Source organism: Amycolatopsis camponoti, from assembly GCF_902497555.1.
GTDB lineage: Bacteria > Actinomycetota > Actinomycetes > Mycobacteriales > Pseudonocardiaceae > Amycolatopsis > Amycolatopsis camponoti.
Genome location: NZ_CABVGP010000001.1, coordinates 1,703,746 through 1,724,775 on the forward strand (window position 1 = coordinate 1,703,746; position 21,030 = coordinate 1,724,775).

Here is a 21,030-nt window from a genome sequence, read left to right on the forward strand (position 1 = left end):
TTTTCCATGAGGGAAACGTTTTTGAAGACGACGGAAGAGATTCTGGACGCGGACCCGGACGTGGCGGTGGTCCTGGCGGACATTTCGGCGGCCCAGCTGGCCGGCGCGGCGCGGCGGCACCCGGACCGGGTGATCAACGTGGGGATCCGCGAGCAGTTGCTGGTGAGCACGGGTGCGGGTCTGGCGCTGGCGGGGCTGCGGCCGATCGTGCACACGTTCCCGTCGTTCCTGGTGGAGCGCGCGTTCGAGCAGATCAAGCTGGACTTTTCGCACCAGGAGGTGGGTGGGGTTCTGGTGTCGTACGGGGCGTCGTACGACATGTCGATGGCGGGGCGGACGCATCAGTCGCCGGGTGATGTTGCTTTGATCGACTCCTTGCCGGGGTGGACGGTGCATGTGCCGGGTCACGCTGCCGAGGCTCGGCGGTTGTTGCTGGAGTCTGTTCCGGGGGATGGGCGGGTTTATCTTCGGCTTTCGGCTCAGGCCAATGCTTCGCCGCATCTCGGGGTGGGGTTCACTCGGCTGCGGTTTGGTTCGGCCGGTGTTGTCGTTGCTGTGGGGCCGGTGCTGGATCGGGTGCTGCGGGCGTGTGCGGGCCTGGATGTGACGGTGTTGTATGCGTCGACCATTCGGCCTTTTGATTCGGCCGGTTTGCGGTCGGCGGTGCTTTCGGCTTCTGGTTCGGTTGTTCTCGTGGAGCCTTATTCGGCGGGGACTTCGGCTTACTGGGTTTCGGAGGCTTTGTCGGATCTGCCGCATCGGTTGCGGTCTTTGGGGGTTCGGCGGGATGCCGAGGTGCGGACTTATGGAGAGATCGGTGACCATGATCTGGCCCATGGGCTGGATGCGGGGTCGTTGAGGTTGTCGATCAGGGATTTCCTGGGGGAGTAGGGGGAGGCGCACCGGTGCCGGGAGTGCCGGTAGGGTGCTTGTAGAACACCCTCACTTTCTCGGCCCCTTTGAGAAGTCGCATGAGTTCGCGGTTGTTCGCTCGCTCCTCCCGCGGGTTTCGGGGGAGTTCGATGTGCAAGGCTTCGTAGAACTTGAACCGGTTGAGATCCATCACGGTGCTGACGATGCCCATGTACTGTCCCGCAGCGGCGATGGAGGCCCGATAGGCGATGTAGGCCAACGAGTATGGGGCGATCGCGAGCAGAAGCCACCACCCGGTCGGCAGTAAGAAGACCGCTGTCTCGAGGGTGACCAGGAGCGCGACCACGCAAAGCCTTGCCGAGGTGTCCAGCTGCTGGCGCGCATCGTCGAGGTAGGTGAGGTGATTTTCCGGTGCGACGAGCGCGATGTGCGATGCTGTTCGGATCGTGTCGAGTTCGTACCGCTTTCCCGCGGCGTCTTCCGCGGAGCGGAGAACATTTCCCAGCCTGGTGGGCATGATGCGATCGGGACGCGGGTACCGGGCCAGCGAATGGGGAATGGTAGCGATCGCCGCTTGCAAACCGCTCAGCCGGTGACCGAAGTCGCTCTCGAACATCGCCTCCCTCGCCGAGGTGAGATCGCCGGCTGTCAACTCGGACGACCGGGCGATGCCTCGATGCTTGGTCAACATGTCGTCGAGTGCGTTTTCGAGCTGTCCGATCAAGGCCATTTCGCGATCTTCAAGTCGCGCAAGGCGTTTCCGGTGATGGGTGATGCGGCGACGAAGGAAGGTGGCTGCGCGTGAGCTTCCCCAATACCCTTCGAGCAGGCGGGTCATGCCCAACTGCAGCGGATGCAGGAACAGCGCAACCAGAATCGTGATCAGGATGAGCCACGCGGCCCCGCTCAGGTTCAAACCGCCGAGCCGGCTCACCATCAGGGAGAGGTCGGGCCGACTGTGCCAGGCACCGCTGGTGACCAGAGCGGCGGTCCACACGACCAAGAAGAGCGCGGGAAGCACGCTGACCACGCTGAAGTAGCGGCCGATCCGGCTGCCCAGTCCTACCGCGGCGTCCGGCAAAGAAGGTCCTCCCACCGTCAGCCGTCCCCGGGATTCTTGGAAGTGACCCGGGCACACCTGCGGCAGTACGACTTGTCGCCGCGTGCCCGGAGTACGCCACCGCAATGCGGGCACCGGCGGTTGCCGGACTTGTCCTCGCTCTCGCCGGGTGGCTGGAGCGGACCTTTGCCGTAGCCGAACAGGGCGAACGACGTGACAGCGAGCCGGAATCCGCGCATGGCCCTCACCCCGCCCTCCAGGATTCGACCATGTTAGGTCAGCATTCAGACCTAGTCGACAAGCCGGGACGAGGTGGTGATGGGCTTTTCGCCCTGGGCGGTGCCTGCCGTGGGCATCGTGGTGGTGGCTCTGGCCGGGGTGTTCGGCAGTCGCTGGGCGTGGCTTGCCCTCGGGGTGCTCTTGACCGTCGGTGCGGGATGGGCCGGCTGGGTCGTGCTTTGCGAGCGGAAGCCCGATAGCGTCACCCCCATGGGGCTCACCATCAGGCCGCTCGCGCTCGCTGTCGTCTGGCGTGGGGATTCGCTGCTCGTCTTCGAAGGGCGTGATGACTTCAAGGACGAGACCTACTACCGGCCCCTCGGCGGCGGGGTCGAGTTCGGGGAGAGCAGCAGGGACGCCCTCGAACGCGAGTTCCGCGAAGAACTCGACGCCGAGATCAAGGTCGGCAAGCGGCTCGGTGTCCTCGAGAACGTCTTCACCTCGGAAAACCGGCCTGGGCACGAGATCGCCTTCATCTACAAGGCCGAGTTCGTCGACCGCGGCATGTACGCCAAAGACGAAATGAAGATCCTCGACGACCCCGCCACCGCGCGGTGGGTCGACGTCGAGGACTTCAAGAACGGCAGCAAGATCCTCTACCCCGCCGGGCTCACCGAACTGCTCTCAACGGAGTAACGACCGCGAAGTCGGCTCCAGCGACTCGGCGCCAGGAGAAGCGGCCCGGCTGAACGACACCGTGAACGGCCCGTCCGTCCGCACCGGCAGCCGCGGGAAGTTGTTCGGCGCGGGCTCCGTCTCGAACACCGCGAACGCCGACGGCGACGCCTCGAAGGAGACGTACACCCCCGAACCCGGGGGTGGGGAAGTCAGCCCACGACGGACCGGACGCAGCAGCAGCACGTTGTCCGAGTCCACCATCGTCGCGTTCGCCTCGTCGCGGAAACGGCGCCACACCGGTCCCGTGTAGAACGCGGAAAGCGCGTCAGCGCGCGCGGCGAAGGAAGAGAATCCCCGCAACCACACGAACTCGTCCGGAGACGCCGCAGTGCGGAACAACCCGAACAGATGCGCCCCCGAAGCCTCCTGGGGCTCGACGAACTCGCGCTCGAACAGCGCGATCAGCTCGTCGCGCCGGCCGGGGTGCAGGGTGTAGCGGCGCAGTTCCAGCACCGTCTCGAACGAAGAAAAGTCCACGGCCCGCACACTAGAGACCACCACCGACAAAAACTGATCAGCGGAACGCCGCCAGCCCCGTCACCGCCTGGCCCAGGGACAGCGCGTGCATCTCCTCCGTGCCCTCGTACGTCAGGACCGTCTCCAGGTTCGCCATGTGCCGCATCACCGGGTACTCCAGCGAAATCCCGTTCGCGCCGAGCATCGAGCGCGCCGTGCGGGCCGCGTCCAGGGCCGACCGCACGTTCGCCATCTTGCCGAAGCTCACGTGGTTGTGGTGCAACGTCCCCGCGTCCTTGAGCCGCCCGATCTGCAGCGCCACCAGGCCGGCCCGGTTGACCTCGACCAGCAGGTCGGCCAGCTTGCGCTGGGTCAGCTGGAACCCGGCCAGCGGCTTGCCGAACTGCGACCGCGACAGCGTGTACTCCAGCGCCGACTCGTAGCACGCGCGAGCCGCCCCGACCACGCCGAACAAGATCCCGTAGCGGGCTTCGTTCAGGCACGACAGCGGGCCGCGCAAGCCCCGGACCTCGGGGAACGCGGCAGAAGAGGGGAGCCGCACGCCGTCGAGGACCAGTTCCGCCGTCAGCGACGCCCGCAGCGACAGCTTGTGCTTGACCTCGTTGGCCGTGAACCCCGGTGTCGACGTCGGGACGACGAAGCCGCGGATGCCGTCGTCGGTCTGGGCCCAGACGACCGCCACGCCGGCGACCGTTCCGTTGGTGATCCACATCTTCGTGCCCGAAAGCACCCAGTCCGACCCGTCGCGCACCGCCCGTGTCCGCATCGCGCCCGGGTCGCTGCCCGCGTCCGGCTCGGTCAGCCCGAAGCAACCCAGCGCGTCGCCGGTGGCCATCCGCGGCAGCCACTCCTGGCGCTGCTCCTCGCTGCCCCACTTGTGGATCGCGTACATCGCCAGCGAACCCTGCACCGACACGAAGCTGCGCAGCCCCGAGTCGACGGCTTCCAGCTCGCGGCACGCGATGCCGTACGCGACCGCGCTGGTGCCGGCACAGCCGTAGCCTTCCAGGTGCATGCCCAGCAGCCCCAGCGAACCGAAGCCCTTGGCCAGCTCGGCGGCCGGGAGCGCGCCCGATTCGTACCAATCGGCGACGTGGTCGAGCAGGTTGTCCTTCGCGTACGCGCGGACGGCGTCGCGGATGCCGCGCTCTTCCTCGGCGAGCCCGGCGTCGAGGTCGAGGAAGTCGTGCGGATCAGGGGTGCGGCTCATGCGCGCACCTCGCTGACGCTCAGTGCGGCCTGAGCCCTGGGCGCAGTGTTGAATGATTCGTTCGCAGGCTCACTCATGAGGGCTCCCGGGGGACGCGGCGATGCGGCCCTCGCAGGAAACCACAGTCAGGCGTCTGTCCTCCGCGTGGCGTTCGTCACGCGGGCAGCAGACGCGGACGGCGAACACCGCGGCCGGATCTGCTGACGAGGGATCAGCAGCTCGGTGAACTGCGGAAACGGCACGCTCTCGATGTCGTCGCGCCAGGCGTGCAGCATCTGGGACAGCAAGTCGTCCTCGGCCATCTTCGCCTCCTGGCGTCCGGTCGCGCGAGGGTCACCCACACGATCGGATGGCTGAATACCCAGCGAGCGGGACGCCCAAACGTCCTTCGCCAAGATTCTTCCGGCCCGTGACCCCGCCATGGCAGAATCGCGTCGCCGCCGCCAAGGCCTCTACTCCCGAGGAGCGCACATGCGTGCGGCCAGTCTGCTCGCTCTCACCACCGCCATCCTGTTCGGCGTCACCGGGGTCGCCACGGCCCACGAAAGCTCCTGGCGCCAGACCGGGCACACCACCGCCGAGAACCGGGTCAGCGGCGAGGGCCTCACCACGCTGCGCCTGCCCGGCCACGCCCCCGAAATCGTCTACCGCAACGGCGCCACCATCCCGCAGCCGCTCAAGGACGAGGGCTGGGGACACGTCGGCGACCCGGACTCGCTGCGCGGCTACGTCTTCGACGTCTACCAGGACACCGTCGCCCCGACGCCCACCAGGAAGATGTACCTGGTCACCCAGCCCGACGGCACCACGACGGAGTTCGTCCACCCGCTGCAGGCCGACGAGCCCGCCCCGAACGCCAACGCCCAGGTCGCGGCCACCCCCGACGGCCAGTGGCTCGTCTCCGGCCCACTCGGCGAGATCGACCGCCTCTACGTCTCCCCGACGCCGTTCCTCAACCCGCGCGGCCCGAAGACGGCCGGCGACCTGCCCGTCGCCGCCCGCATCCACCTCGACCACCACATCCGCAGCGCCCAGGGCTGCGACTTCGTCAGCCCCACCCGCCTGATCTGCGCGACCAGCGACCCCTACAACGACCTGTTCCCGACGAACCTGCAGCTCCTGCAGATCGACCTCCCGCGGCCCCTCACCGGCCACGACGTCACGGCGAAGGTGCGCGAAATCGGCCAGGTCCCGCTGGTCAGCACCTGCACCGGCACGTTCACGCCGGAGGGCGTCGACTACGACGCCGGAGTGCTGCGCGTCGAGGTCGTGCCGCCCGCACCGTGCAACACCGTGACGGACGTCTATTCGTTCGAGCGCCGCTGAGGGCGACGGCTACGCTGGGTGGCGTGTCTCGTGTGGTGATTCTCGACTACGGCTCCGGCAACCTCCGCTCCGCCGAACGCGCCGTGGCGCGCGCCGGGGCCGAAGTCGAGGTCACCGCCGACCCTCATGCCGCGATCGAGGCCGACGGCCTGGTCGTGCCCGGGGTCGGCGCGTACTCGGCGTGCATGGCGGGACTGCTGGACGTCAAGGGCCACCGGATCATCGGCAAGCGCCTCGCCGGCGGCCGTCCCGTGCTCGGCATCTGCGTCGGCATGCAGATCCTCTTCTCCCGCGGCGTCGAGCACGGCGAGGAGACCGAGGGCACGGGGGAGTGGCCGGGCGTCGTCGACCGGCTGAACGCCGACGTCCTGCCGCACATGGGCTGGAACACGGTGCGCGCGCCGGCCGATTCGCAGCTCTTCGCCGGGCTCGACCCCGCGGAGCGCTTCTACTTCGTGCACTCCTACGCGGCGCGCAAGTGGGAGCTGGAATCCGGGATCGGCCAGGCACCCAAGGTCACCTGGGCCAATCACGGCGAGGACTTCGTCGCGGCGGTCGAAAACGGGCCGCTCTGGGCCACCCAGTTCCACCCGGAGAAGTCCGGCGACGCGGGCGCGCAGCTGCTGAAGAACTGGCTCGCGACCCTCTGACCGGGTGACGGGGGTCTCCGCTTTAGAGTTACCGGCGTGACTTTCACGCTGCTTCCCGCCGTTGATGTGGCCGATGGCCAGGCCGTGCGACTCGTCCAGGGCGAGGCCGGCACCGAGACCTCCTATGGCAGCCCGCTGGAAGCGGCGCTCGCCTGGGAGCGCGACGGCGCCGAGTGGATCCACCTGGTCGACCTCGACGCCGCCTTCGGCAAGGGCAGCAACCGCGAGCTGCTCGCCGACGTCGTCGGCCGGCTCGACGTCCAGGTCGAGCTCTCCGGCGGCATCCGCGACGACGCGTCGCTGAAGGCCGCGCTGGCCACCGGTGCCCGCCGCGTCAACCTCGGCACCGCCGCGCTCGAGGACCCGGAGTGGACCGCCCGCGTGATCGGCGAGTACGGCGACCGCGTCGCGATCGGCCTCGACGTGCGGATCACCGAGGCGGGCCACCGCCTGTCGGCCCGCGGCTGGACCTCCGACGGCGGCGACCTGTGGGAGGTCCTCGACCGCCTGGACCGCGACGGCGCGTCCCGCTACGTCGTGACGGACGTGAGCAAGGACGGCACCCTGCGCGGCCCGAACCTCGAGCTGCTGCGCGACGTCGTCGCCCGCACCGACGCACCGGTGATCGCCTCCGGCGGCGTGTCCAGTGTGGACGACCTGGTCGCGCTGGCCGGGCTGGCTTCGGACGGGGTCGAGGGCTCGATCGTCGGGAAGGCTCTGTACGCGGGGGCCTTCACGCTGCCCGAGGCGCTGGCCGCGGTCGCGAAGGTCTAGCCGGGCGGGTCACGGTTCGTGCGGCGGGGCACTCGGAGCTGCGGCTGCGCGGGCCTGGTCGACGACGCGGCCCGTGCGGCGCCGGCATTACCTCCGGCGTAATCGACGGTGGTCGCGAGAAGCGTCAGGATTCCTTTCACGCCAACGAAAGGGACGCCATGACCGCCTACGGACTCGCCCACCTGCGCCCGCCCGCCGTGCTGCCTGAGGACGTCTTCGAGTACTTGGAACGCATCCAGGCGACGCTCGATCCGTACGGCGGGAAGTTCGTCGTGCACGGTTCGCCGGTGCACGTCGTGGAAGGCGAATGGCCCGGTGCGCTCGTCGTCATCGAGTTCCCGGGCCTCGACGCCGCGCGCGAGTGGTACGACTCACCCGCCTACCGCGAGATCCTGCGCCTGCGCGCCGACCACATCCCCGGTGACCTGGTGCTCGTCGAAGGCTGCGGCCCGGACCACGACTCGGCCGCCATGGCCGCGGCGATGCGCGCGGCGAGCGTGCCCCGATAAGGGGCTGACAGCGGCGGCCGGGGGCCGTAGGTTGCCGCGGGTGGAGGAGATCGTCACCCAGCTCGAAATGACCGCCGCCGACCAGCTCAACCCGGCGCCGGCCGTCGACGGCGTCGCGCTCCAACCCACCGGACCGGGGCCGGTGATCCGCGATCTGCACGTCCGGATCGGGACGCCGTACCGGTGGCCGAGTGCGTCCAGGACCGACGAGGACTGGGAAAGCTGGCTGGCCGAACCGAACCGGCGGTACCGGCTCATCGAATACCGCGGCGACGTCGCGGGCGCCGCCGACGTCGAGTCGCAGCCCGGCGGCGACGTCGAGATCACCACCTTCGGCCTGCTGCCGGAGTTCGTCGGCAAGGGGCTCGGCGGCTACGCGCTCACCCTCGTCGTGGCCGACGCGTGGGCACTCCCCGGCACGAAAAGGGTCTGGCTGCACACCTCGACGCTCGATCACCCGAACGCCCTGCCGAACTACCTGCGCCGCGGCTTCCGCGGGTTCAGTCGTCCAGCTTGACGGCGATCCCGACCGTCCGGTCGGCCGGGCCGCGCAGCTTCGAGAAGAACATCGACAGGCGCCCGAAGACGCCGTACTTGCGCCCGATCACGCCCTGGACCCGCCGGGTGTCGTCGAGGTCCAGCAGCCGGGCCTGCCCGCTGACCTTCGCGCCGTGGGTCTTGCGGCCGCGGAGGTCGCAGGCCTGCACCTCCACCCGGCCGCTGTTGCGGATGCGCTTGACCTTGCCGACGTCGCGCACGGAGTTGAAGACGAGCTCGCCGCCGTCGCCCGCCACCCAGATCGGGGTCGGCACCGCGCGCCCGTCGCGGCGGAACGTGGTCAGGACGACGTAGCGCTCGGCCGCGAGCCGGTCCGTTTCGGATGCCATGGCACCACGGTAGTCACGGCGTCCGGCGCCGCAAGGTCGCCGCGCCGAACACCAGCGCCAGCAGCGCGCAGCAGGCCACCACCACGAGGTTGCGCAGGATCACCGCGTCGATCGTGCTGGACGCCGTGACGCGGGTCAGCGCTTCGACCGCGTACGACAGCGGCATGACGTCCGACAGCCACCGCAGCAGCCAGCCCATGTCGGCACGGGGCACGAACAGCCCGCACAGCAGGATCTGCGGCAGCACGAACACCGGCATGAACTGGATGGCCTGGAACTCGGTGCGCGCGAACGCGCTGACGAACAGCCCGAGCGCCATGCCCAGCAGCGCGTCGAGGACGGCGATCACCAGCAGCATCACGACCGAACCGGCGAGGTCGAGACCGAGCCACCCCAGCGAGACGCCCGCCGCGAGCGCCACCTGGACGACGGCGATCGAGCCGAACGCCAGCGCGTAGCCGAAGAGCAGGTCGAGCCGGCCGATGGGGAGCGTCATCAGGCGTTCGAGGGTGGCGGTGGTCCGCTCCCGCAGCGTCGTGATCGACGCGATGAGGAACATGATCAGGAACGGGAACACCCCGAGCAGCGCGGGCGCGATGCGGCTGAACACCAGCGTCGAGTTGAAGACGTAGCGCAGCAGCACCATCAGGAGCGTGGGCACCACGATCAGCATCACGACGGTGCGCGGGTCGTGCCGCAGCTGCGTGAGGATGCGCCGGGTGGTGGCGAGCGTCAGCGCCGGGTTCACGACGCGGCCCGCACGAGGTGCAGGAAGGCGCCTTCGAGGTCGGCGGCGCCGGTGCGTTCGCGCAGGGCGAGCGGTGCGTCGTCGGCCAGCAGGACGCCTTCGCGCATCAGCAGGAGCCGGTCGCAGCGCGCCGCCTCGTCCATGACGTGGCTGGACACGAGCAGCGTGGCGCCGCCGTCGGCGAGCCGGCGGAAGAGCGCCCAGAGCTCGTCGCGCAGCACGGGGTCGAGCCCGACGGTGGGCTCGTCGAGCACGAGCAGTTCCGGCTCGCCGAGCAGCGCGACGGCGAGGTTCGCGCGGTTGTGCTGCCCGCCCGACAGTGACCCGACGAGCTTGCCGGCGTGGTCCGTCAGGCCGACTTCGTCGATCACCCGGTCCACATCGGACGCCGGCGCTCGCAGCACCGCGGCGAAGTACCGCAACGCTTCGCGCACGGTCAGGTCGGCGTAGATCGCCGGATTCTGGGTGGCGTACCCGATCCGGCGCCGCAGCGGCGGGCTGCCGGCGGGCAGGCCCAGCACGGTGACGGTGCCGCCTTCGACGATCTGCACGCCGACGATCGCCCGCATCAGCGTGGTCTTGCCGCAGCCGCTCGGGCCGAGCAGCCCGGTGACGGCACCGCGCGGCACCGCGAAGCTCACGTCCCGCACCACCATCCGGCCTCCGCGCCGGACCCGCAGGCCGGTGACCTCGAGCGCAGAATTAGTCATGTGTTTAATTCTGCGCTCGGTGAGTTCCCGGAGTCAAGAGCCCGCCGGGCGGCGTGAAAAACGCCTAGTCCGTTCGCCGGGAGAACCCCACACGACCGGCGGAAGCGTTTCAACACCTGCGTCTGAAACGCTTTATGGACTGGGGGGTTTCCTGATCTGGAGGGCATGTCGATGGCCGTCACACAGCAGGTACCGGTTCATCCGCAAGCACAGTTCTTCGGCGCGGGGCCCTATCCCACGCGCCGCGCGGCGATCGCCGTCGTCGCGGTCCTCGCCGGCTTCGCGCTGACCGCCCTGTGGTCCGCGCCGTTCGTCGACTCCGTCATCGGCGACAGCGTCGCGAACGGGCTGCTCGGTTACGACGCGAAAGCCACGCCGATCAGCGGCGTCCTCGCCGGGACGCTCTTCGCGTTCGTCTCCGGCCTCGCGGGGTCCTTCACCGCCTGCAACATCGCCGCGTTCGGCGCGGTCGCCCCGCTCGTCGGCGGCCAGGCCGGGGAGAAACGGCGCTTCGCCACCACGCTCAAGCCGCTGGGCTGGATCGCCGCGGGCATGCTCGCGGTGTCGATCGTCTACGGCGTCATCGTCGCACTGGTCGGCACGCGGATGCCGCAGTTCTCCACCGCGCAGACGTCCGGGCTGAGCCCGCGCAGCGTCCAGTCGATGGTCGCGTTCGGTGTCGTCGGGCTGGTGTTCCTGGTCATGGGCCTGATCGCGCTCGGCATCCTCCCGAACCCGTTCGCCGGGTTCGTCGCCCGCCACCCCGCGGCCCCGCTCGTCCTGATGGGCGCGCTCATCGGCGGGTTCCTCATCGGCCGTCCGTACCCGCTGTTCCGGATCATGTTCCGCAGCGCCGCCGAGGAGCACAACGTCCTGTACGGCGCGGCCGCGTTCGCGCTGCAGTCGGTCGGCAACATCGTCGTCATGGCGGTGCTGTTCCTGCTCCTCACGCACGCCACCGGCGGCCGCGTGCAGCGCTGGCTCGCCGCGAAACCCGCCCGGATCGCGACGGTGACCGGCGCGGCGCTGCTCGTCGGCGGCACGTTCACGCTGCTCTACTGGGACGTTCGCGTGCTCGGCCGGCTCGGGATCATCTGGTTCCCCATGGTCAGCTGGTAGCCCGCCCGAGCCACCGGTAATCAGGCGAGGGGTCGAGCCGGACGCCGTCCGCGACGGCGACCAGCTCGGCCTCCGGCCGCGCGCCCGACACCGTCAGCCAGCGCCCGGACGGCAGGCGGACGGCGACGGTCGCTTCGCGGCCGGCCACGAAGAACCCCTGGCCGCCGCGGACGGTGACGGGGGCGGCACCGGTCACGCCGGGGGAGCCCGCGCTCGCCGTGACGCGGACCGCCGGCACCGACGGCCGCGCGGGGTCGGCCGCGGTCAGCTCGGTGCTCGCGTCGCCCGGGCCGGTGCCCTTCACGGCGGCTGACCGTTCGGTCAGCCCCGCCGGGAGCGCGCCGAACCGCAGCTCCCCGCGGACGCCGACCGGCGCGGCGGTGACCCCTTGAGCGATCCACAGGGCCACCAAGCGGGCTTCCGGGACCCCGGTGACCCGCGCGGTCAAGACGTGGTCGTCGTCGGCGAGCCAGGTGATCAGCGCGGCCGTCCCGGTGTCGCCGGTGACCATCGCGACGCGGCCGCGCACCAGGACCTGGTCGCGGATCGACGCGATCCGCAGCTCGGTCTGCGACCACTCGGGGTCGGCGGTCGAGTAGACCGACAGCGTGACCTCCGCGGGGCCGGCGAACCACCGCCGGACCTGCGGCGCGGTGCCGGGTCCGCCTTCGCGGTACTGCTCGGTGAAGCCGTCCGGCAGCCAGCCGGGGCTGTAGCCGAGCACCGGGCGGCTCGCGGCCGGGTCGAGGTCCGGGGTGGTGATCGCCCGCGTACCCACGAAGACCCCGGCGACCAGCACGACCACCGCCGCGGCGACCAGGGCCAGCTTCGTCGCCGGACGCCGCTGCCGCCCGGCCCGGGCCAGCGCGTCCCGGACCGCGTCGCCGTCCGGGGCGCGGGCGGCGAGGCGGTCGAGGCTGTCCCGGATCAGCGTCTCGGTGTCGTGCTCGCTGCGGGTCATTCGGGGGCTCCGGTGAGGATCGTGGGGTGCGGGGCCTGGCGCAGGGCCGCGAGGGCGCGGGAGATCTGGCTGCGCACGGTGGAGGTGCCGCAGCGCAGGACGGCGGCGATCTCGGAGTCGGAGTAGTTCTCGTAGTAGCGCAGGACGATCGCCGCGCGCTGCTTGCGGGGCAGCGTCGCCAGGAGGCCGAGCATGGCGTCCCGCTCGTCGTAGGCGGCCGACGGGTCGGCTTGCGGCGGGCCGAGCGCGTCGAGGACGTCGTGACTGCTCGGCACCATCCGCCGCACCGCCCGCCGGCGCCACGACAGGTACTCGTTGGTGATCATCCGCCGGACGTAGGCAGGCGGCGCGTCGATGCCGTCCCAGCGCTGCTGGGCGCGCAGCAGCACGTCCTGGACGATGTCCTGCGCGAGGTGCGGGTCGTTCGTCAGGACGGTCGCGTAGCGCAGCAGCCCCTCCAGCCGCTCCGCCACGAACTCTTCGAATCCCACCCCCTATGGACGCACGAGGGCGCCTGGGTGCTGCACGCGGGCGGCGATTTCTTCAGCAGTTCGGCGTCACGCCGTCGAAGGACGCGCAGTCGTCCTGGTTCCACGGGTCGTTCTGCCACTGCTCCGGGGTGAGGGTGCGGGAGCTGTCGCCGGCGACGAACGTCCACGGGCCGACGTAGTCGTTGCTGTACCAGTAGTTGTCCTGGTCGTGGGTGATCGCCTCCTGCACGACGGTCGCCCGGTACGGCGACCAGGCCGGGTAGGTGCCGTAGTTCGACAGCACCGCCATCCGGCCGCACAGGCCGGCGCAGCCCGGCCGGGCGGGGTCGAAGCGGAAGGTGTTCGAGTGGATTTCGACCCGCTGGGTCTTCCACCGGCAGTCGTCGAACAACGGCTCGTCGTCGATGCCCGGCGCCGAGCACCGGGTCCGGTCGGTGACCAGCTTGGTGCAGCTCGCGCTGGACGTGTTCGCCGGGCTGTTGCAGAAGCGGTCGGCGTTCTCCCACAGCGTGATCGCGGACCAGTTGTCCTCGAAGGTGTTGCCGTAGACGTCGAGGACGTCGGTGCGGGCCGGGACGCGCGGTTCGCCGCCGGACTCGGACAGGTACACCGCCGCGGACGGGAAGTTGTCGCCGCGGGACGCGCGCCGGCTGCCGGCCACCACGTTGTTGCGGCGGATGACGTTGTGCCGGATGACGACGTTGTAGCTGATCTCGTAGAAGATCGCTTCGGCGTCGTTGTCCTCGATGAGGTTGTCTTCGATCAGGAAATCGTTGTCGTTGGTGTCGGCCCACAGGCCGGCGCCGTGGTTGTGGTGGATCCAATTGCCACGGACGTCGGCGCCGTTCACGGCCCAGAACTTGATTCCACCGCTGCACCCGCAGCCGGGGTTGCGCGTTTCCCAGTCGTCGACGTTGTTGTCCGAGATTTCGTTGCCCTCGACGACGAGCCCGGTGATCGCATTGTCGGGGCGGTAGGCGTTCATCCCGTACTGCCCGTTGCCGCGCAGGCAGTTCGCCCGCACAACCTGGCGGATCCCCGCCATCAGCGCGGCGCCGCGGTTGTTCTGAATGGTGCTGTTCTCGATCACCCAGTGCTCGCCGGAGTCGTGGTTGACCACGCCCTGGTCCTGCGGGGCGACGAAGTTCTGGATGGTGAGGCCGCGGATGACGACGTCCTTCGCCTGCTGGGTGAACGCGGCCTGGTTGATCCCGCCGCCGTCGAGCACGGCGCCGGGTGCGCCGAGGTAGACGTCGCCGTCCTTGGGGATGACCTGGCCGAACTGGTCCGCGGCCAGGCGGTGGGTGCCCGGTGGCAGCCAGAAGGTGGTCCCGGGTGCCGCGGACCGCGTCTTGACCGACAGGTCGCCCTCGACGCCCGCGTCGACGACCACGGCGCCGGCCGGGGCCTGCGGGTTCAGGGCGGGCTGGTGGTCGCAGACGGCCCCCGTGAGTCCGGCAGCGGCGACGGCGGCGGGCGCGGCGGCCGGGAAAACGGGAATGACGAAGGCGGCCGTGAGCAGGACGACGAGCGCGGAATGGGGGCGCGGCATGCCGTGAACCTACGCGAAATCGATGGGGGGAATACCGCCATCAGTGGAACACTCCGGTCGTTCGGCGGGTGGCCGGTCACGGTTAAAGAATCACGTGACCGGCCACTGGACAAATGCTGGACAATGAAATTCTCCCCTTACCGTGGGATGGCGTCCTCCAGTCGGAGGAAAGCGAAGCCCGTGGTCGCCGAATCGCCCACCGCCGGGCGCCGCTCGCCGTCGTGGACCACCAGCAGGCCGTGCGGGAACCGGCGGCCCAGGTACGCCGTGCTGATCGCCGAACCGTCCGAATGCTCCACCGAGTCCGTGCCGCGGCCCGCGACGATCCGCAGGTCACGTGTGCGGCCGGGGCCGTACACGACGAACCGGGAGTCGCCCTGGCTGGAGGCGAACAGCGTGCCGTGCGCCACCGCCAGGCCTTCGGCGTCCGCGGTGAGCCACTTGCCGCCGAAGCCCGGGTCGGGCCCGTCCGGCACGCACTCCTCGGCGACGTCGTCCCAGCGCTGCGGGACGCCGTACGAGCGCACCCGGTCGACCAGCTCGGGCCGGCCGAAGCCCGACGGCCCGACCGTGATCCGCCAGATCCCGACGTCCTCCTGCGCGGTGTAGAGCGTCCGGCCGTCGAGCACCGAGCCCTCCAGCTGCGGGCCCTCGCCCGGCTCCTCGCACGGCGACCAGGTCACGCCGTCCGGCAGCCCGAACGACGACGGCAGGTCCACGACCCCGAGCGGGGCCGTCCCGACGCCGCCCGGCTTGTCGACCAGCCGCAGCAGCGCCACCCGCGTCTCGTGGCGGCGGGTCACCGCCACCCAGCGGATGCCGGTGACCGGGTCGCGGCCCGCCGCCAGGCCGTACGCCGTGCGCTGTTCGCCCACTCCGGACTCCGGGAACACCCGGGCGGTGGCCGGGTCGGTGACGTCGCGCAGCACCCCCGCGCCCGCCGCCGCGCCGCGCGGGTCGATCCGGTAGACCCGGATGCGGTCCTGGCCGCGGTCGCTCACCACGGCCAGGTCGCCGACGACGTCGACGTTGTTGAACCGGCCGCCCGGCCCGGCCGGGACCCGCTGCAGCGTCCGCGCGTCCAGGTCGAACGCCGCCAGGCCGCCCTGCTTCAGCGTCCCGAGCACGATGCTGCGCGACGGGTCGTGGGGGTGGACCCAGATGGCGGGGTCGTCGGCGTCGGCGGGCTCGGCGAAGGCCTGGGTTTGGAGGACCGGGGAGGGATCGCGGGGCGCGGCGGAGGCGGGGACGGCGGTCAGCAAGGAGACGGCGGCGACGGCCACCGGAAGGAGTCTGCGCACCGGCGCAAAGTAGACGAATCGGGTGGCCGGGACGTGAACGAGCGGTGTGGCGCAGCCCCCGGTCTCCACTTTACGGCGGGGGACCGACAGTTTTCCCGCTGTCGAGCTGCCCGCCGTCGAGTTGTCCACTGTCGAGTTGTCCACTGTCGAGTTTCCGGCCGTCGAGGTAGTACTGCGCCACCGGCGCGAGCAGGGCCACGATCTCCTCGTCGTCCGCCTCGGCCAGCGGGGGCAGCTTGATCACGTACCGCAGCAGCGCGACGCCCATCATCTGCGCCGCGATCCCCGTCACCCGGATCCGCGGCACGTCCAGTGCCTTCGCTACCTCGGCCAGCACCGTGCGCTCGATGAACTGGCGCATCATCAGCGCGACCTGCTCGTTCGTCGCCGCCGCGCGCAGCATCGCGATGAACGGCGTGCGCCCCTCCGGCGCCGCCCAGACCGCCAGGAACGCGCGCACCAGCCGTTCACCCAGGGAGGCGCGCGGACCCGCCAGGATCGCCGGGACCAGCTCGGCCGGGTTCACCGGCAGGTTCATCGCCGCCGCGAAGAGCTGCTGCTTGCTGCCGAAGAAGTGGTGCAGCAGGGCCGCGTTCACGCCCGCGTCGGCGGCGATCCCGCGGACCGTCGCGCCGTCGTACCCCAGCTCGGCGAACCGGTGCCGGGCCGCGTCGAGGATCTTCTCCCGCGTCTCGGTCTGCCCCGGCCGCCGCCCCGCCCGTGCCATCGGTCGAGCTTAGAACGCTCTTGACTACGCTGGTGCGCATGTCTGTCGCGGTGCGGGTGATCCCCTGTCTCGACGTCGACGCGGGCCGGGTCGTCAAGGGCGTCAACTTCGCCGGCCTCCGCGACGCCGGCGACCCCGTCGAGCTGGCCCGGCGCTATGACGCCGAGGGAGCCGACGAGCTGACGTTCCTCGACGTCACGGCGTCCTCCGGCGACCGCGAAACCACCTACGACGTGGTCCGCCGCACCGCCGAGCAGGTGTTCATCCCGCTCACCGTCGGCGGCGGCGTCCGCAGCAACGACGACGTCAACCGGCTGCTGCGCACCGGCGCGGACAAGGTCAGCATCAACACCGCCGCGATCGCCCGGCCGGAGTTCCTCCACGAGGCCTCGCGCCGGTTCGGCGCCCAGTGCATCGTCCTGTCGGTCGACGCCCGCCGCGTGCCCGAGGGCGGCGAGCCCACCGCGTCCGGCTTCGAGGTCACCACCCACGGCGGCCGCCGCGGCACCGGCATCGACGCCGTCGAGTGGGCCGCGCGCGGCGAAGAGCTCGGCGTCGGCGAGATCCTGCTGAACTCCATGGACGCCGACGGCACCAAGAACGGCTTCGACCTCGAGCTCATCGAGCTGGTCCGCAAGGCCGTCCGGGTCCCGGTGATCGCCAGCGGGGGAGCGGGCGCGGTCGAGCACTTCCTGCCGGCCGTGCGAACGGGCGCCGACGCGGTCCTCGCGGCCAGTGTGTTCCACTTCGGACAGCTCAAGATCGGCGACGTCAAGGACGCGCTGCGGGAAGGCGGGGTCGAGGTCCGATGAAGTCCTGGCAAGCACCCGTCGAGGTCAAGGTCACCGCCGCCCTGCTGGTCGGGCTGCCGCTGGCGTGGGCGCTGCTCGACCTGGTCCCGGTGCTCGGCGCCGGCTCGGGCCTGGAGATCTTCCGGATCCCCGCGCTCGCGCTCATCCTCGGCGGCGTCGTGACGACCGGGCTCGTGCTCAAGCTGGGCAGCGCCCGGATCGGCGGGCTCGTCGTCACCGTGGTGTTCGCGCTGCTGCACGCGTTCCTGCTGCTCGGCGCGGCGCTGTGGTGGAACAAGCTGTTCTCCGGCCTGTCCTTCGCCGGGTACGGCTACGCGTTCGTCCTGTTCAACTCGATGCCGCTGAAGCGGCACATCCTGGGAGTACGCGCATGACCCTGGACGCGGCCGTCTCGGCGCGCCTCAAGCGCAACGCCGACGGCCTGATCTCCGCGGTCGTCGTCGAGCACGCCACTTCGGACGTGCTGATGATGGCCTGGATGAACGACGACGCTCTCGCCGCGACCCTCGCCACCCGCCGCGGCACGTACTGGTCGCGCAGCCGGGGGAAGCTGTGGGTCAAGGGCGAGACGTCCGGCCACTACCAGCACGTCCGCGAGGTGCGGATCGACTGCGACGGCGATACTGTCCTGCTGCGCGTCGACCAGACCGGCCCGGCCTGTCACACCGGCACGCACACCTGTTTCGACACCGAGGAGCGCCTGCTCCTGGCCGATGAGAAAGAGCACGCGTGACAATCGTCGCCGACGTCCTGGTCGGGCTGGTCGCCCTGATCCACGTCTACATCGTCGTCCTGGAGATGTTCCTCTGGACGACGCCCCGGGCCCGCGCGGCCTTCGGCACGACGCCGGAGTTCGCCGAGGAGTCCAAGACGCTGGCCGCGAACCAGGGGCTGTACAACGGCTTCCTGGCGCTCGCGCTGGTGTGGGGCCTCATCGCGAGCGACCCGACCGGGTTCCAGCTCAAGCTGTACGGCCTGGTGTGCGTGATCATCGCCGGCCTCTACGGCGCGGTGACGGCCAGCAAGCGGATCCTGTTCGTGCAGGTGCTGCCGGCCGCGCTGGCCCTGATCGCGCTGCTGATCGCCCGCTAGACCGGAAGCGGAAAGGGCCTACGCGGTGCCGGCGTTCGCGCCGGCCGGGCGCGAGAAGGCGTGATCGAGCGCGGACCGCCAAGCCTGCGCGGAGACGGTGAGCTGACCGGCCCGCCGGGCCTTGGTGTCCCGCACCCCCACGACCGGCCCCAGCGTCACCTCCACACAGCTGTAGTTTTCGTTGCTGTGGGATGACTTCCGCCATTCGGCCATGTGGTCGCCTCCGCTAGGGCGCAGCCTCCTCGAGCAGGTCCCGGGAGGCGGCTTCGCTCAGTGCCCGCTCACCGAGCATCTTAGCAACCTGCCGATATGCAAGGGTTTGCTCGCTCTCGTGGAGAAAAGCACTCGACTTGATGTGTTCGACAAAGGTGATCGGCGGCGTATCGGGGAACTCGTAGATCTCGAACGGGCCGGTGAGGCCCACGTGGTAGCCGATTCCGGCCGGTACGATTCGCACCGAAATGTTCTTCCGTTGCGCCATCGCGAGCAGGTGATCCACCTGGTCGGACATGATGTCCGGCCCGCCGATGGTTTCCTGGAGCGCTCGTTCGCCGATCAGCGCGCTCAGCCGGACCGGTTCCGGGCGTGCGAGCACCTCCTGCCGCTTGAGCCGGATGCGCAGGCGCTTGTCCGCCTCCTCGACCGGGACCGCGGAGGCTTCCATGATCGCCCGGATGTAGTCGGGCGTCTGCAGCAGCCCGGGAACGAGCAGCGGCGACCAGGCGGTGATCGTGGTCGCGGTGCCCTCGAAGGTCAGCAATGCCGTGAGTGCGTGCGAAATGTCGGCGTTGCTCGACGCCAGCCAGTTGGGTTCCCGCGCGTGCCGGGCCAGCGTCCGGATGCGGTCCCGTTTCTCCCCGGTCACCCCGAGCAGCGCGAGGATCGCCGACACGTCCTCGACGCTCGGCAACCGCTGTCCCTTCTCCCACAGCGACAGCACTTGCGGCAGGATTCCCAATTGCTCCGCGAGCCGGCGAAGGCCGACTCTGCGCGCTTCGCGTTCTTCGCGCAGAGAAGCGGCGAGCGTTCTCGCCGCCGGGCTTGAAGACGTTGGCTTCACGGACGAAGCATACGAATCCCGTCGATTCCCCGAATGCGCGAACGGTGTCAGCGAAAGGTGACGCCTGCTCGCTTACACGCTCGACAAGGCCTTCCGGTTGTCTCCTCGCCCTGTGCCGTTTCTCCCAGCTTCCACGCTGGTCAACGCGCCTACCATCACTCCATGCGAGCATTCTGGGTGGTCATCGCCGTCGTCTTTTCGGTCCTCTCCGGGATCGGCGCCACGGCCACGGTGTACTCGCTCTTCTCCGGCGACGACGATCTGCCGGCCAACCTGATCCTCCTGACCGGTTCCCTCGCGTTCGCCGCCTTCGGCTGGTACGTGCTGCGGGTCTTCGACCGCGACGCGCTGGCCGCCGGTGCCCATCCGAAAGACGGTGCCCACCCGGAACTGGACGCCCGCCTGCGCCGGGCTTCCCGCCGCGCGACGGCCTTCGCCGTGGGCTGGGCGGCGGTGTTCGCGGCCGGGTTCACCCAGGTCGCCCTGGTGGGCACGGCCGCCGACGACCTGCTCGCCACCGGCTTCCACGAGCCCGGTGTGGTGGTCGGCGTGTTCCACAACCGCAAGGGCACGTCGCACATCCGGGTGAGCCACGGCGACCGGACCGACGACCTCGTCTGGGACTCGAACCGCGACTACCACGTCGGCGAGCGGGTGGTCGTCATCCACGACCCGGCCGACCCGGCGCGCGTGCGCACCGCGGACGAACAGAACGAAGACCAGGCTCAGCTCACCGTCGGCATGGTCCCGGTGCTGGCCGCCCTGTTCGGCCTGCCGTTCTCGATCGGGGCGGCGGCCGGCTGGCGGCGCCGGATCCGGGCCGTCGAGCGCACCGGGTGGCGGCGGGCCGGCGTGACCGACGACCAGCTGGGAGGGAGCCAAGGGCGGTACCTGGACGCGGAGTTCCGCGACGGGACGGCGGTCGTCCTCCGCCGCTCCTGGGCGCTCCTCCGGCTGTCGCCGTCGGCCGGCTGGAAGAACAAGCAGGCCTGGGTCGGCGGCCGGGGCAAGGCGATGGTCGTGGGAACCGTGGACCGCCCGTACGTCCTGGCCGTCCACGCGATCCGGGGGCCGGTCAGCCGATCTCGCCCGTGAGGTAGCGCTGCAGGGTCGGCGCGACCGCCCGCACCACGACCTCGACGTCTTCGGAGGCGAGCGGCTCGAACTTCGCCACGTACCGGATCATGCCCATGCCGACCATCTGGGACGCGCAGAGCGTCATGCGCAGCGAGATGTCGTCCGAGCCGATCGAGGAGATCAGCGCGGTGAAGAACTTCTGGAAGAACTCGCGCAGCACCTGCCCGGCCTGCTCGTTCCCGCTGACGCTGCGGATGAGCGCGACGAACACCCCGCCGCCCGCGCCGTCCCAGCGGGTGATGAAGGTGCGGACGATCCGCTCGCCGAGCTCCTCGTCCGGGCCGTTCCGCAGGATCTTCAGCAGCTCCAGCGGGTCGAACGGCAGCTCGAGCACGGCCCGCGCGAACAAGCCCTCCTTGCCGCCGAACCAGTGGTTGACCATGGCGGCGTCGACGCCCGCGCGGGTGGCGATCGCGCGCACGGTGGCCCCGTCGTAGCCGTTCTCGGCGAACACGGCCCGCGCGGCTTCGATCAGCGCCGTGCGGGTGTCCTGGCCGGCGGGGCGCCGCCCGCGGCGTCGCGAAGTAGGCTCAGCGGTGCTCACCCTTTCATCATGACGTACGTCCACCCTGAATTCAACATTCATTGAATTCAGGG

The 21,030-nt window shown here is 70.2% G+C and carries 28 protein-coding genes; 13 read left to right on the forward strand and 15 right to left on the reverse strand.

The window, feature by feature from the left end:
- The first annotated feature begins 6 nt into the window (after nt 1-6).
- Nucleotides 7-891 carry a transketolase family protein gene (locus AA23TX_RS08255; RefSeq protein WP_155541968.1) on the forward strand — a complete coding sequence of 295 codons (885 nt, stop codon included), beginning with the start codon at nt 7-9 and terminating at the stop codon, nt 889-891.
- On the opposite strand, the gene AA23TX_RS08260 is transcribed toward AA23TX_RS08255, so the two are convergent.
- On the reverse strand, nt 869-1,954 hold the full coding sequence (locus tag AA23TX_RS08260; protein ID WP_155541969.1) for a hypothetical protein: 1,086 nt from the start codon (nt 1,952-1,954) through the stop codon (nt 869-871). The two genes, AA23TX_RS08255 and AA23TX_RS08260, sit on opposite strands and share 23 nt — an antisense overlap.
- A gap of 468 nt (nt 1,955-2,422) precedes the next feature.
- Here AA23TX_RS08260 and AA23TX_RS08265 point away from each other — a divergent pair, with 468 nt between their 5' ends.
- Nucleotides 2,423-2,848: an NUDIX hydrolase gene (locus tag AA23TX_RS08265; protein WP_155541970.1), complete on the forward strand. Its 426-nt coding sequence runs from the start codon at nt 2,423-2,425 to the stop codon at nt 2,846-2,848.
- Here AA23TX_RS08265 and AA23TX_RS08270 read toward each other — a convergent pair.
- The 3 genes from AA23TX_RS08270 to AA23TX_RS49550 all read right to left on the reverse strand — a co-directional run bounded on the left by AA23TX_RS08270 (nt 2,837) and on the right by AA23TX_RS49550 (nt 4,879).
- Complete coding sequence (locus tag AA23TX_RS08270) at nt 2,837-3,367, reverse strand: NIPSNAP family protein (RefSeq protein WP_155541971.1); 531 nt, start codon at nt 3,365-3,367, stop codon at nt 2,837-2,839. The genes AA23TX_RS08265 and AA23TX_RS08270 overlap by 12 nt on opposite strands.
- A 37-nt stretch (nt 3,368-3,404) precedes the next feature.
- Nucleotides 3,405-4,577, reverse strand: coding sequence for an acyl-CoA dehydrogenase family protein (locus AA23TX_RS08275; RefSeq protein WP_155541972.1), 1,173 nt, complete (start codon nt 4,575-4,577; stop codon nt 3,405-3,407).
- A gap of 125 nt (nt 4,578-4,702) precedes the next feature.
- Nucleotides 4,703-4,879, reverse strand: a complete 177-nt coding sequence (locus tag AA23TX_RS49550) for a hypothetical protein (protein WP_196425229.1) — start codon at nt 4,877-4,879, stop codon at nt 4,703-4,705.
- A gap of 169 nt (nt 4,880-5,048) precedes the next feature.
- On the opposite strand from AA23TX_RS49550, the gene AA23TX_RS08280 reads away from it, so the two are divergent.
- From AA23TX_RS08280 to AA23TX_RS08300, 5 genes are all read left to right on the forward strand, one after another.
- Nucleotides 5,049-5,903 carry a hypothetical protein gene (locus tag AA23TX_RS08280; protein WP_155541973.1) on the forward strand — a complete coding sequence of 285 codons (855 nt, stop codon included), beginning with the start codon at nt 5,049-5,051 and terminating at the stop codon, nt 5,901-5,903.
- A gap of 32 nt (nt 5,904-5,935) precedes the next feature.
- Complete coding sequence (gene hisH, locus AA23TX_RS08285) at nt 5,936-6,553, forward strand: imidazole glycerol phosphate synthase subunit HisH (RefSeq protein WP_155544323.1); 618 nt, start codon at nt 5,936-5,938, stop codon at nt 6,551-6,553.
- Between the two features lie 36 nt (nt 6,554-6,589).
- Entirely contained in the window at nt 6,590-7,327 is a 738-nt protein-coding gene (gene priA / locus AA23TX_RS08290) for a bifunctional 1-(5-phosphoribosyl)-5-((5-phosphoribosylamino)methylideneamino)imidazole-4-carboxamide isomerase/phosphoribosylanthranilate isomerase PriA (protein WP_155541974.1), read from the forward strand.
- A 158-nt stretch (nt 7,328-7,485) separates the two neighbouring features.
- Nucleotides 7,486-7,836 carry a DUF1330 domain-containing protein gene (locus AA23TX_RS08295; protein WP_155541975.1) on the forward strand — a complete coding sequence of 117 codons (351 nt, stop codon included), beginning with the start codon at nt 7,486-7,488 and terminating at the stop codon, nt 7,834-7,836.
- A gap of 40 nt (nt 7,837-7,876) precedes the next feature.
- Nucleotides 7,877-8,353: a GNAT family N-acetyltransferase gene (locus AA23TX_RS08300; protein ID WP_155541976.1), complete on the forward strand. Its 477-nt coding sequence runs from the start codon at nt 7,877-7,879 to the stop codon at nt 8,351-8,353.
- Here the strand turns inward: AA23TX_RS08300 and AA23TX_RS08305 are convergent.
- Genes AA23TX_RS08305 through AA23TX_RS08315 form a run of 3 tightly spaced genes read right to left on the reverse strand, consistent with a single transcriptional unit; the run spans nt 8,337 to nt 10,181 of the window.
- Complete coding sequence (locus tag AA23TX_RS08305; protein ID WP_155541977.1) at nt 8,337-8,723, reverse strand: PPOX class F420-dependent oxidoreductase; 387 nt, start codon at nt 8,721-8,723, stop codon at nt 8,337-8,339. The genes AA23TX_RS08300 and AA23TX_RS08305 overlap by 17 nt on opposite strands.
- A gap of 13 nt (nt 8,724-8,736) precedes the next feature.
- Nucleotides 8,737-9,471, reverse strand: coding sequence for an ABC transporter permease (locus tag AA23TX_RS08310; protein ID WP_155541978.1), 735 nt, complete (start codon nt 9,469-9,471; stop codon nt 8,737-8,739).
- The gene (locus AA23TX_RS08315) at nt 9,468-10,181 is read right to left on the reverse strand and encodes an ABC transporter ATP-binding protein (protein WP_155541979.1); all 714 of its coding nucleotides are present in this window, start codon (nt 10,179-10,181) and stop codon (nt 9,468-9,470) included. The genes AA23TX_RS08310 and AA23TX_RS08315 overlap by 4 nt, the downstream gene beginning before the upstream one ends.
- 171 nt (nt 10,182-10,352) lie before the next feature.
- Here AA23TX_RS08315 and AA23TX_RS08320 point away from each other — a divergent pair, with 171 nt between their 5' ends.
- Nucleotides 10,353-11,300: a hypothetical protein gene (locus AA23TX_RS08320; RefSeq protein WP_155541980.1), complete on the forward strand. Its 948-nt coding sequence runs from the start codon at nt 10,353-10,355 to the stop codon at nt 11,298-11,300.
- Here AA23TX_RS08320 and AA23TX_RS08325 read toward each other — a convergent pair.
- The 5 genes from AA23TX_RS08325 to AA23TX_RS08345 all read right to left on the reverse strand — a co-directional run bounded on the left by AA23TX_RS08325 (nt 11,290) and on the right by AA23TX_RS08345 (nt 16,332).
- On the reverse strand, nt 11,290-12,261 hold the full coding sequence (locus AA23TX_RS08325; protein WP_155541981.1) for a hypothetical protein: 972 nt from the start codon (nt 12,259-12,261) through the stop codon (nt 11,290-11,292). The genes AA23TX_RS08320 and AA23TX_RS08325 overlap by 11 nt on opposite strands.
- Nucleotides 12,258-12,752: a SigE family RNA polymerase sigma factor gene (locus AA23TX_RS08330; protein WP_155541982.1), complete on the reverse strand. Its 495-nt coding sequence runs from the start codon at nt 12,750-12,752 to the stop codon at nt 12,258-12,260. Before AA23TX_RS08330 ends, AA23TX_RS08325 begins: the two co-directional genes overlap by 4 nt.
- A 52-nt stretch (nt 12,753-12,804) precedes the next feature.
- A complete protein-coding gene (locus tag AA23TX_RS08335) occupies nt 12,805-14,304 on the reverse strand; it encodes a right-handed parallel beta-helix repeat-containing protein (protein ID WP_155541983.1) in 1,500 nt (499 codons plus the stop codon).
- 137 nt (nt 14,305-14,441) lie between these two features.
- The gene (locus AA23TX_RS08340; RefSeq protein WP_155544324.1) at nt 14,442-15,587 is read right to left on the reverse strand and encodes a phytase; all 1,146 of its coding nucleotides are present in this window, start codon (nt 15,585-15,587) and stop codon (nt 14,442-14,444) included.
- A gap of 88 nt (nt 15,588-15,675) precedes the next feature.
- Nucleotides 15,676-16,332, reverse strand: coding sequence for a TetR/AcrR family transcriptional regulator (locus AA23TX_RS08345; protein WP_230862394.1), 657 nt, complete (start codon nt 16,330-16,332; stop codon nt 15,676-15,678).
- Between the two features lie 38 nt (nt 16,333-16,370).
- On the opposite strand from AA23TX_RS08345, the gene hisF reads away from it, so the two are divergent.
- Genes hisF through AA23TX_RS08365 form a run of 4 tightly spaced genes read left to right on the forward strand, consistent with a single transcriptional unit; the run spans nt 16,371 to nt 18,236 of the window.
- On the forward strand, nt 16,371-17,144 hold the full coding sequence (hisF, locus tag AA23TX_RS08350) for an imidazole glycerol phosphate synthase subunit HisF (protein WP_086674706.1): 774 nt from the start codon (nt 16,371-16,373) through the stop codon (nt 17,142-17,144).
- On the forward strand, nt 17,141-17,518 hold the full coding sequence (locus tag AA23TX_RS08355; RefSeq protein WP_155541984.1) for a hypothetical protein: 378 nt from the start codon (nt 17,141-17,143) through the stop codon (nt 17,516-17,518). Before hisF ends, AA23TX_RS08355 begins: the two co-directional genes overlap by 4 nt.
- Nucleotides 17,515-17,877, forward strand: coding sequence for a phosphoribosyl-AMP cyclohydrolase (gene hisI / locus AA23TX_RS08360; RefSeq protein WP_155541985.1), 363 nt, complete (start codon nt 17,515-17,517; stop codon nt 17,875-17,877). The genes AA23TX_RS08355 and hisI overlap by 4 nt, the downstream gene beginning before the upstream one ends.
- Nucleotides 17,874-18,236 carry a DUF1304 domain-containing protein gene (locus AA23TX_RS08365; RefSeq protein WP_155541986.1) on the forward strand — a complete coding sequence of 121 codons (363 nt, stop codon included), beginning with the start codon at nt 17,874-17,876 and terminating at the stop codon, nt 18,234-18,236. Before hisI ends, AA23TX_RS08365 begins: the two co-directional genes overlap by 4 nt.
- 18 nt (nt 18,237-18,254) lie before the next feature.
- On the opposite strand, the gene AA23TX_RS08370 is transcribed toward AA23TX_RS08365, so the two are convergent.
- Together AA23TX_RS08370 and AA23TX_RS08375 are read right to left on the reverse strand one after the other, a co-directional pair.
- A complete protein-coding gene (locus AA23TX_RS08370) occupies nt 18,255-18,449 on the reverse strand; it encodes a DUF397 domain-containing protein (RefSeq protein ID WP_155541987.1) in 195 nt (64 codons plus the stop codon).
- Between the two features lie 13 nt (nt 18,450-18,462).
- Complete coding sequence (locus tag AA23TX_RS08375) at nt 18,463-19,296, reverse strand: helix-turn-helix domain-containing protein (protein WP_155541988.1); 834 nt, start codon at nt 19,294-19,296, stop codon at nt 18,463-18,465.
- A gap of 162 nt (nt 19,297-19,458) precedes the next feature.
- Here AA23TX_RS08375 and AA23TX_RS08380 point away from each other — a divergent pair, with 162 nt between their 5' ends.
- Nucleotides 19,459-20,391, forward strand: coding sequence for a hypothetical protein (locus tag AA23TX_RS08380; RefSeq protein ID WP_155541989.1), 933 nt, complete (start codon nt 19,459-19,461; stop codon nt 20,389-20,391).
- Here the strand turns inward: AA23TX_RS08380 and AA23TX_RS08385 are convergent.
- Nucleotides 20,372-21,019 (reverse strand): TetR/AcrR family transcriptional regulator, encoded by a 648-nt coding sequence (locus AA23TX_RS08385; protein WP_155541990.1) that lies wholly within the window; start codon nt 21,017-21,019, stop codon nt 20,372-20,374. The two genes, AA23TX_RS08380 and AA23TX_RS08385, sit on opposite strands and share 20 nt — an antisense overlap.
- Nucleotides 21,020-21,030: the final 11 nt, after the last annotated feature.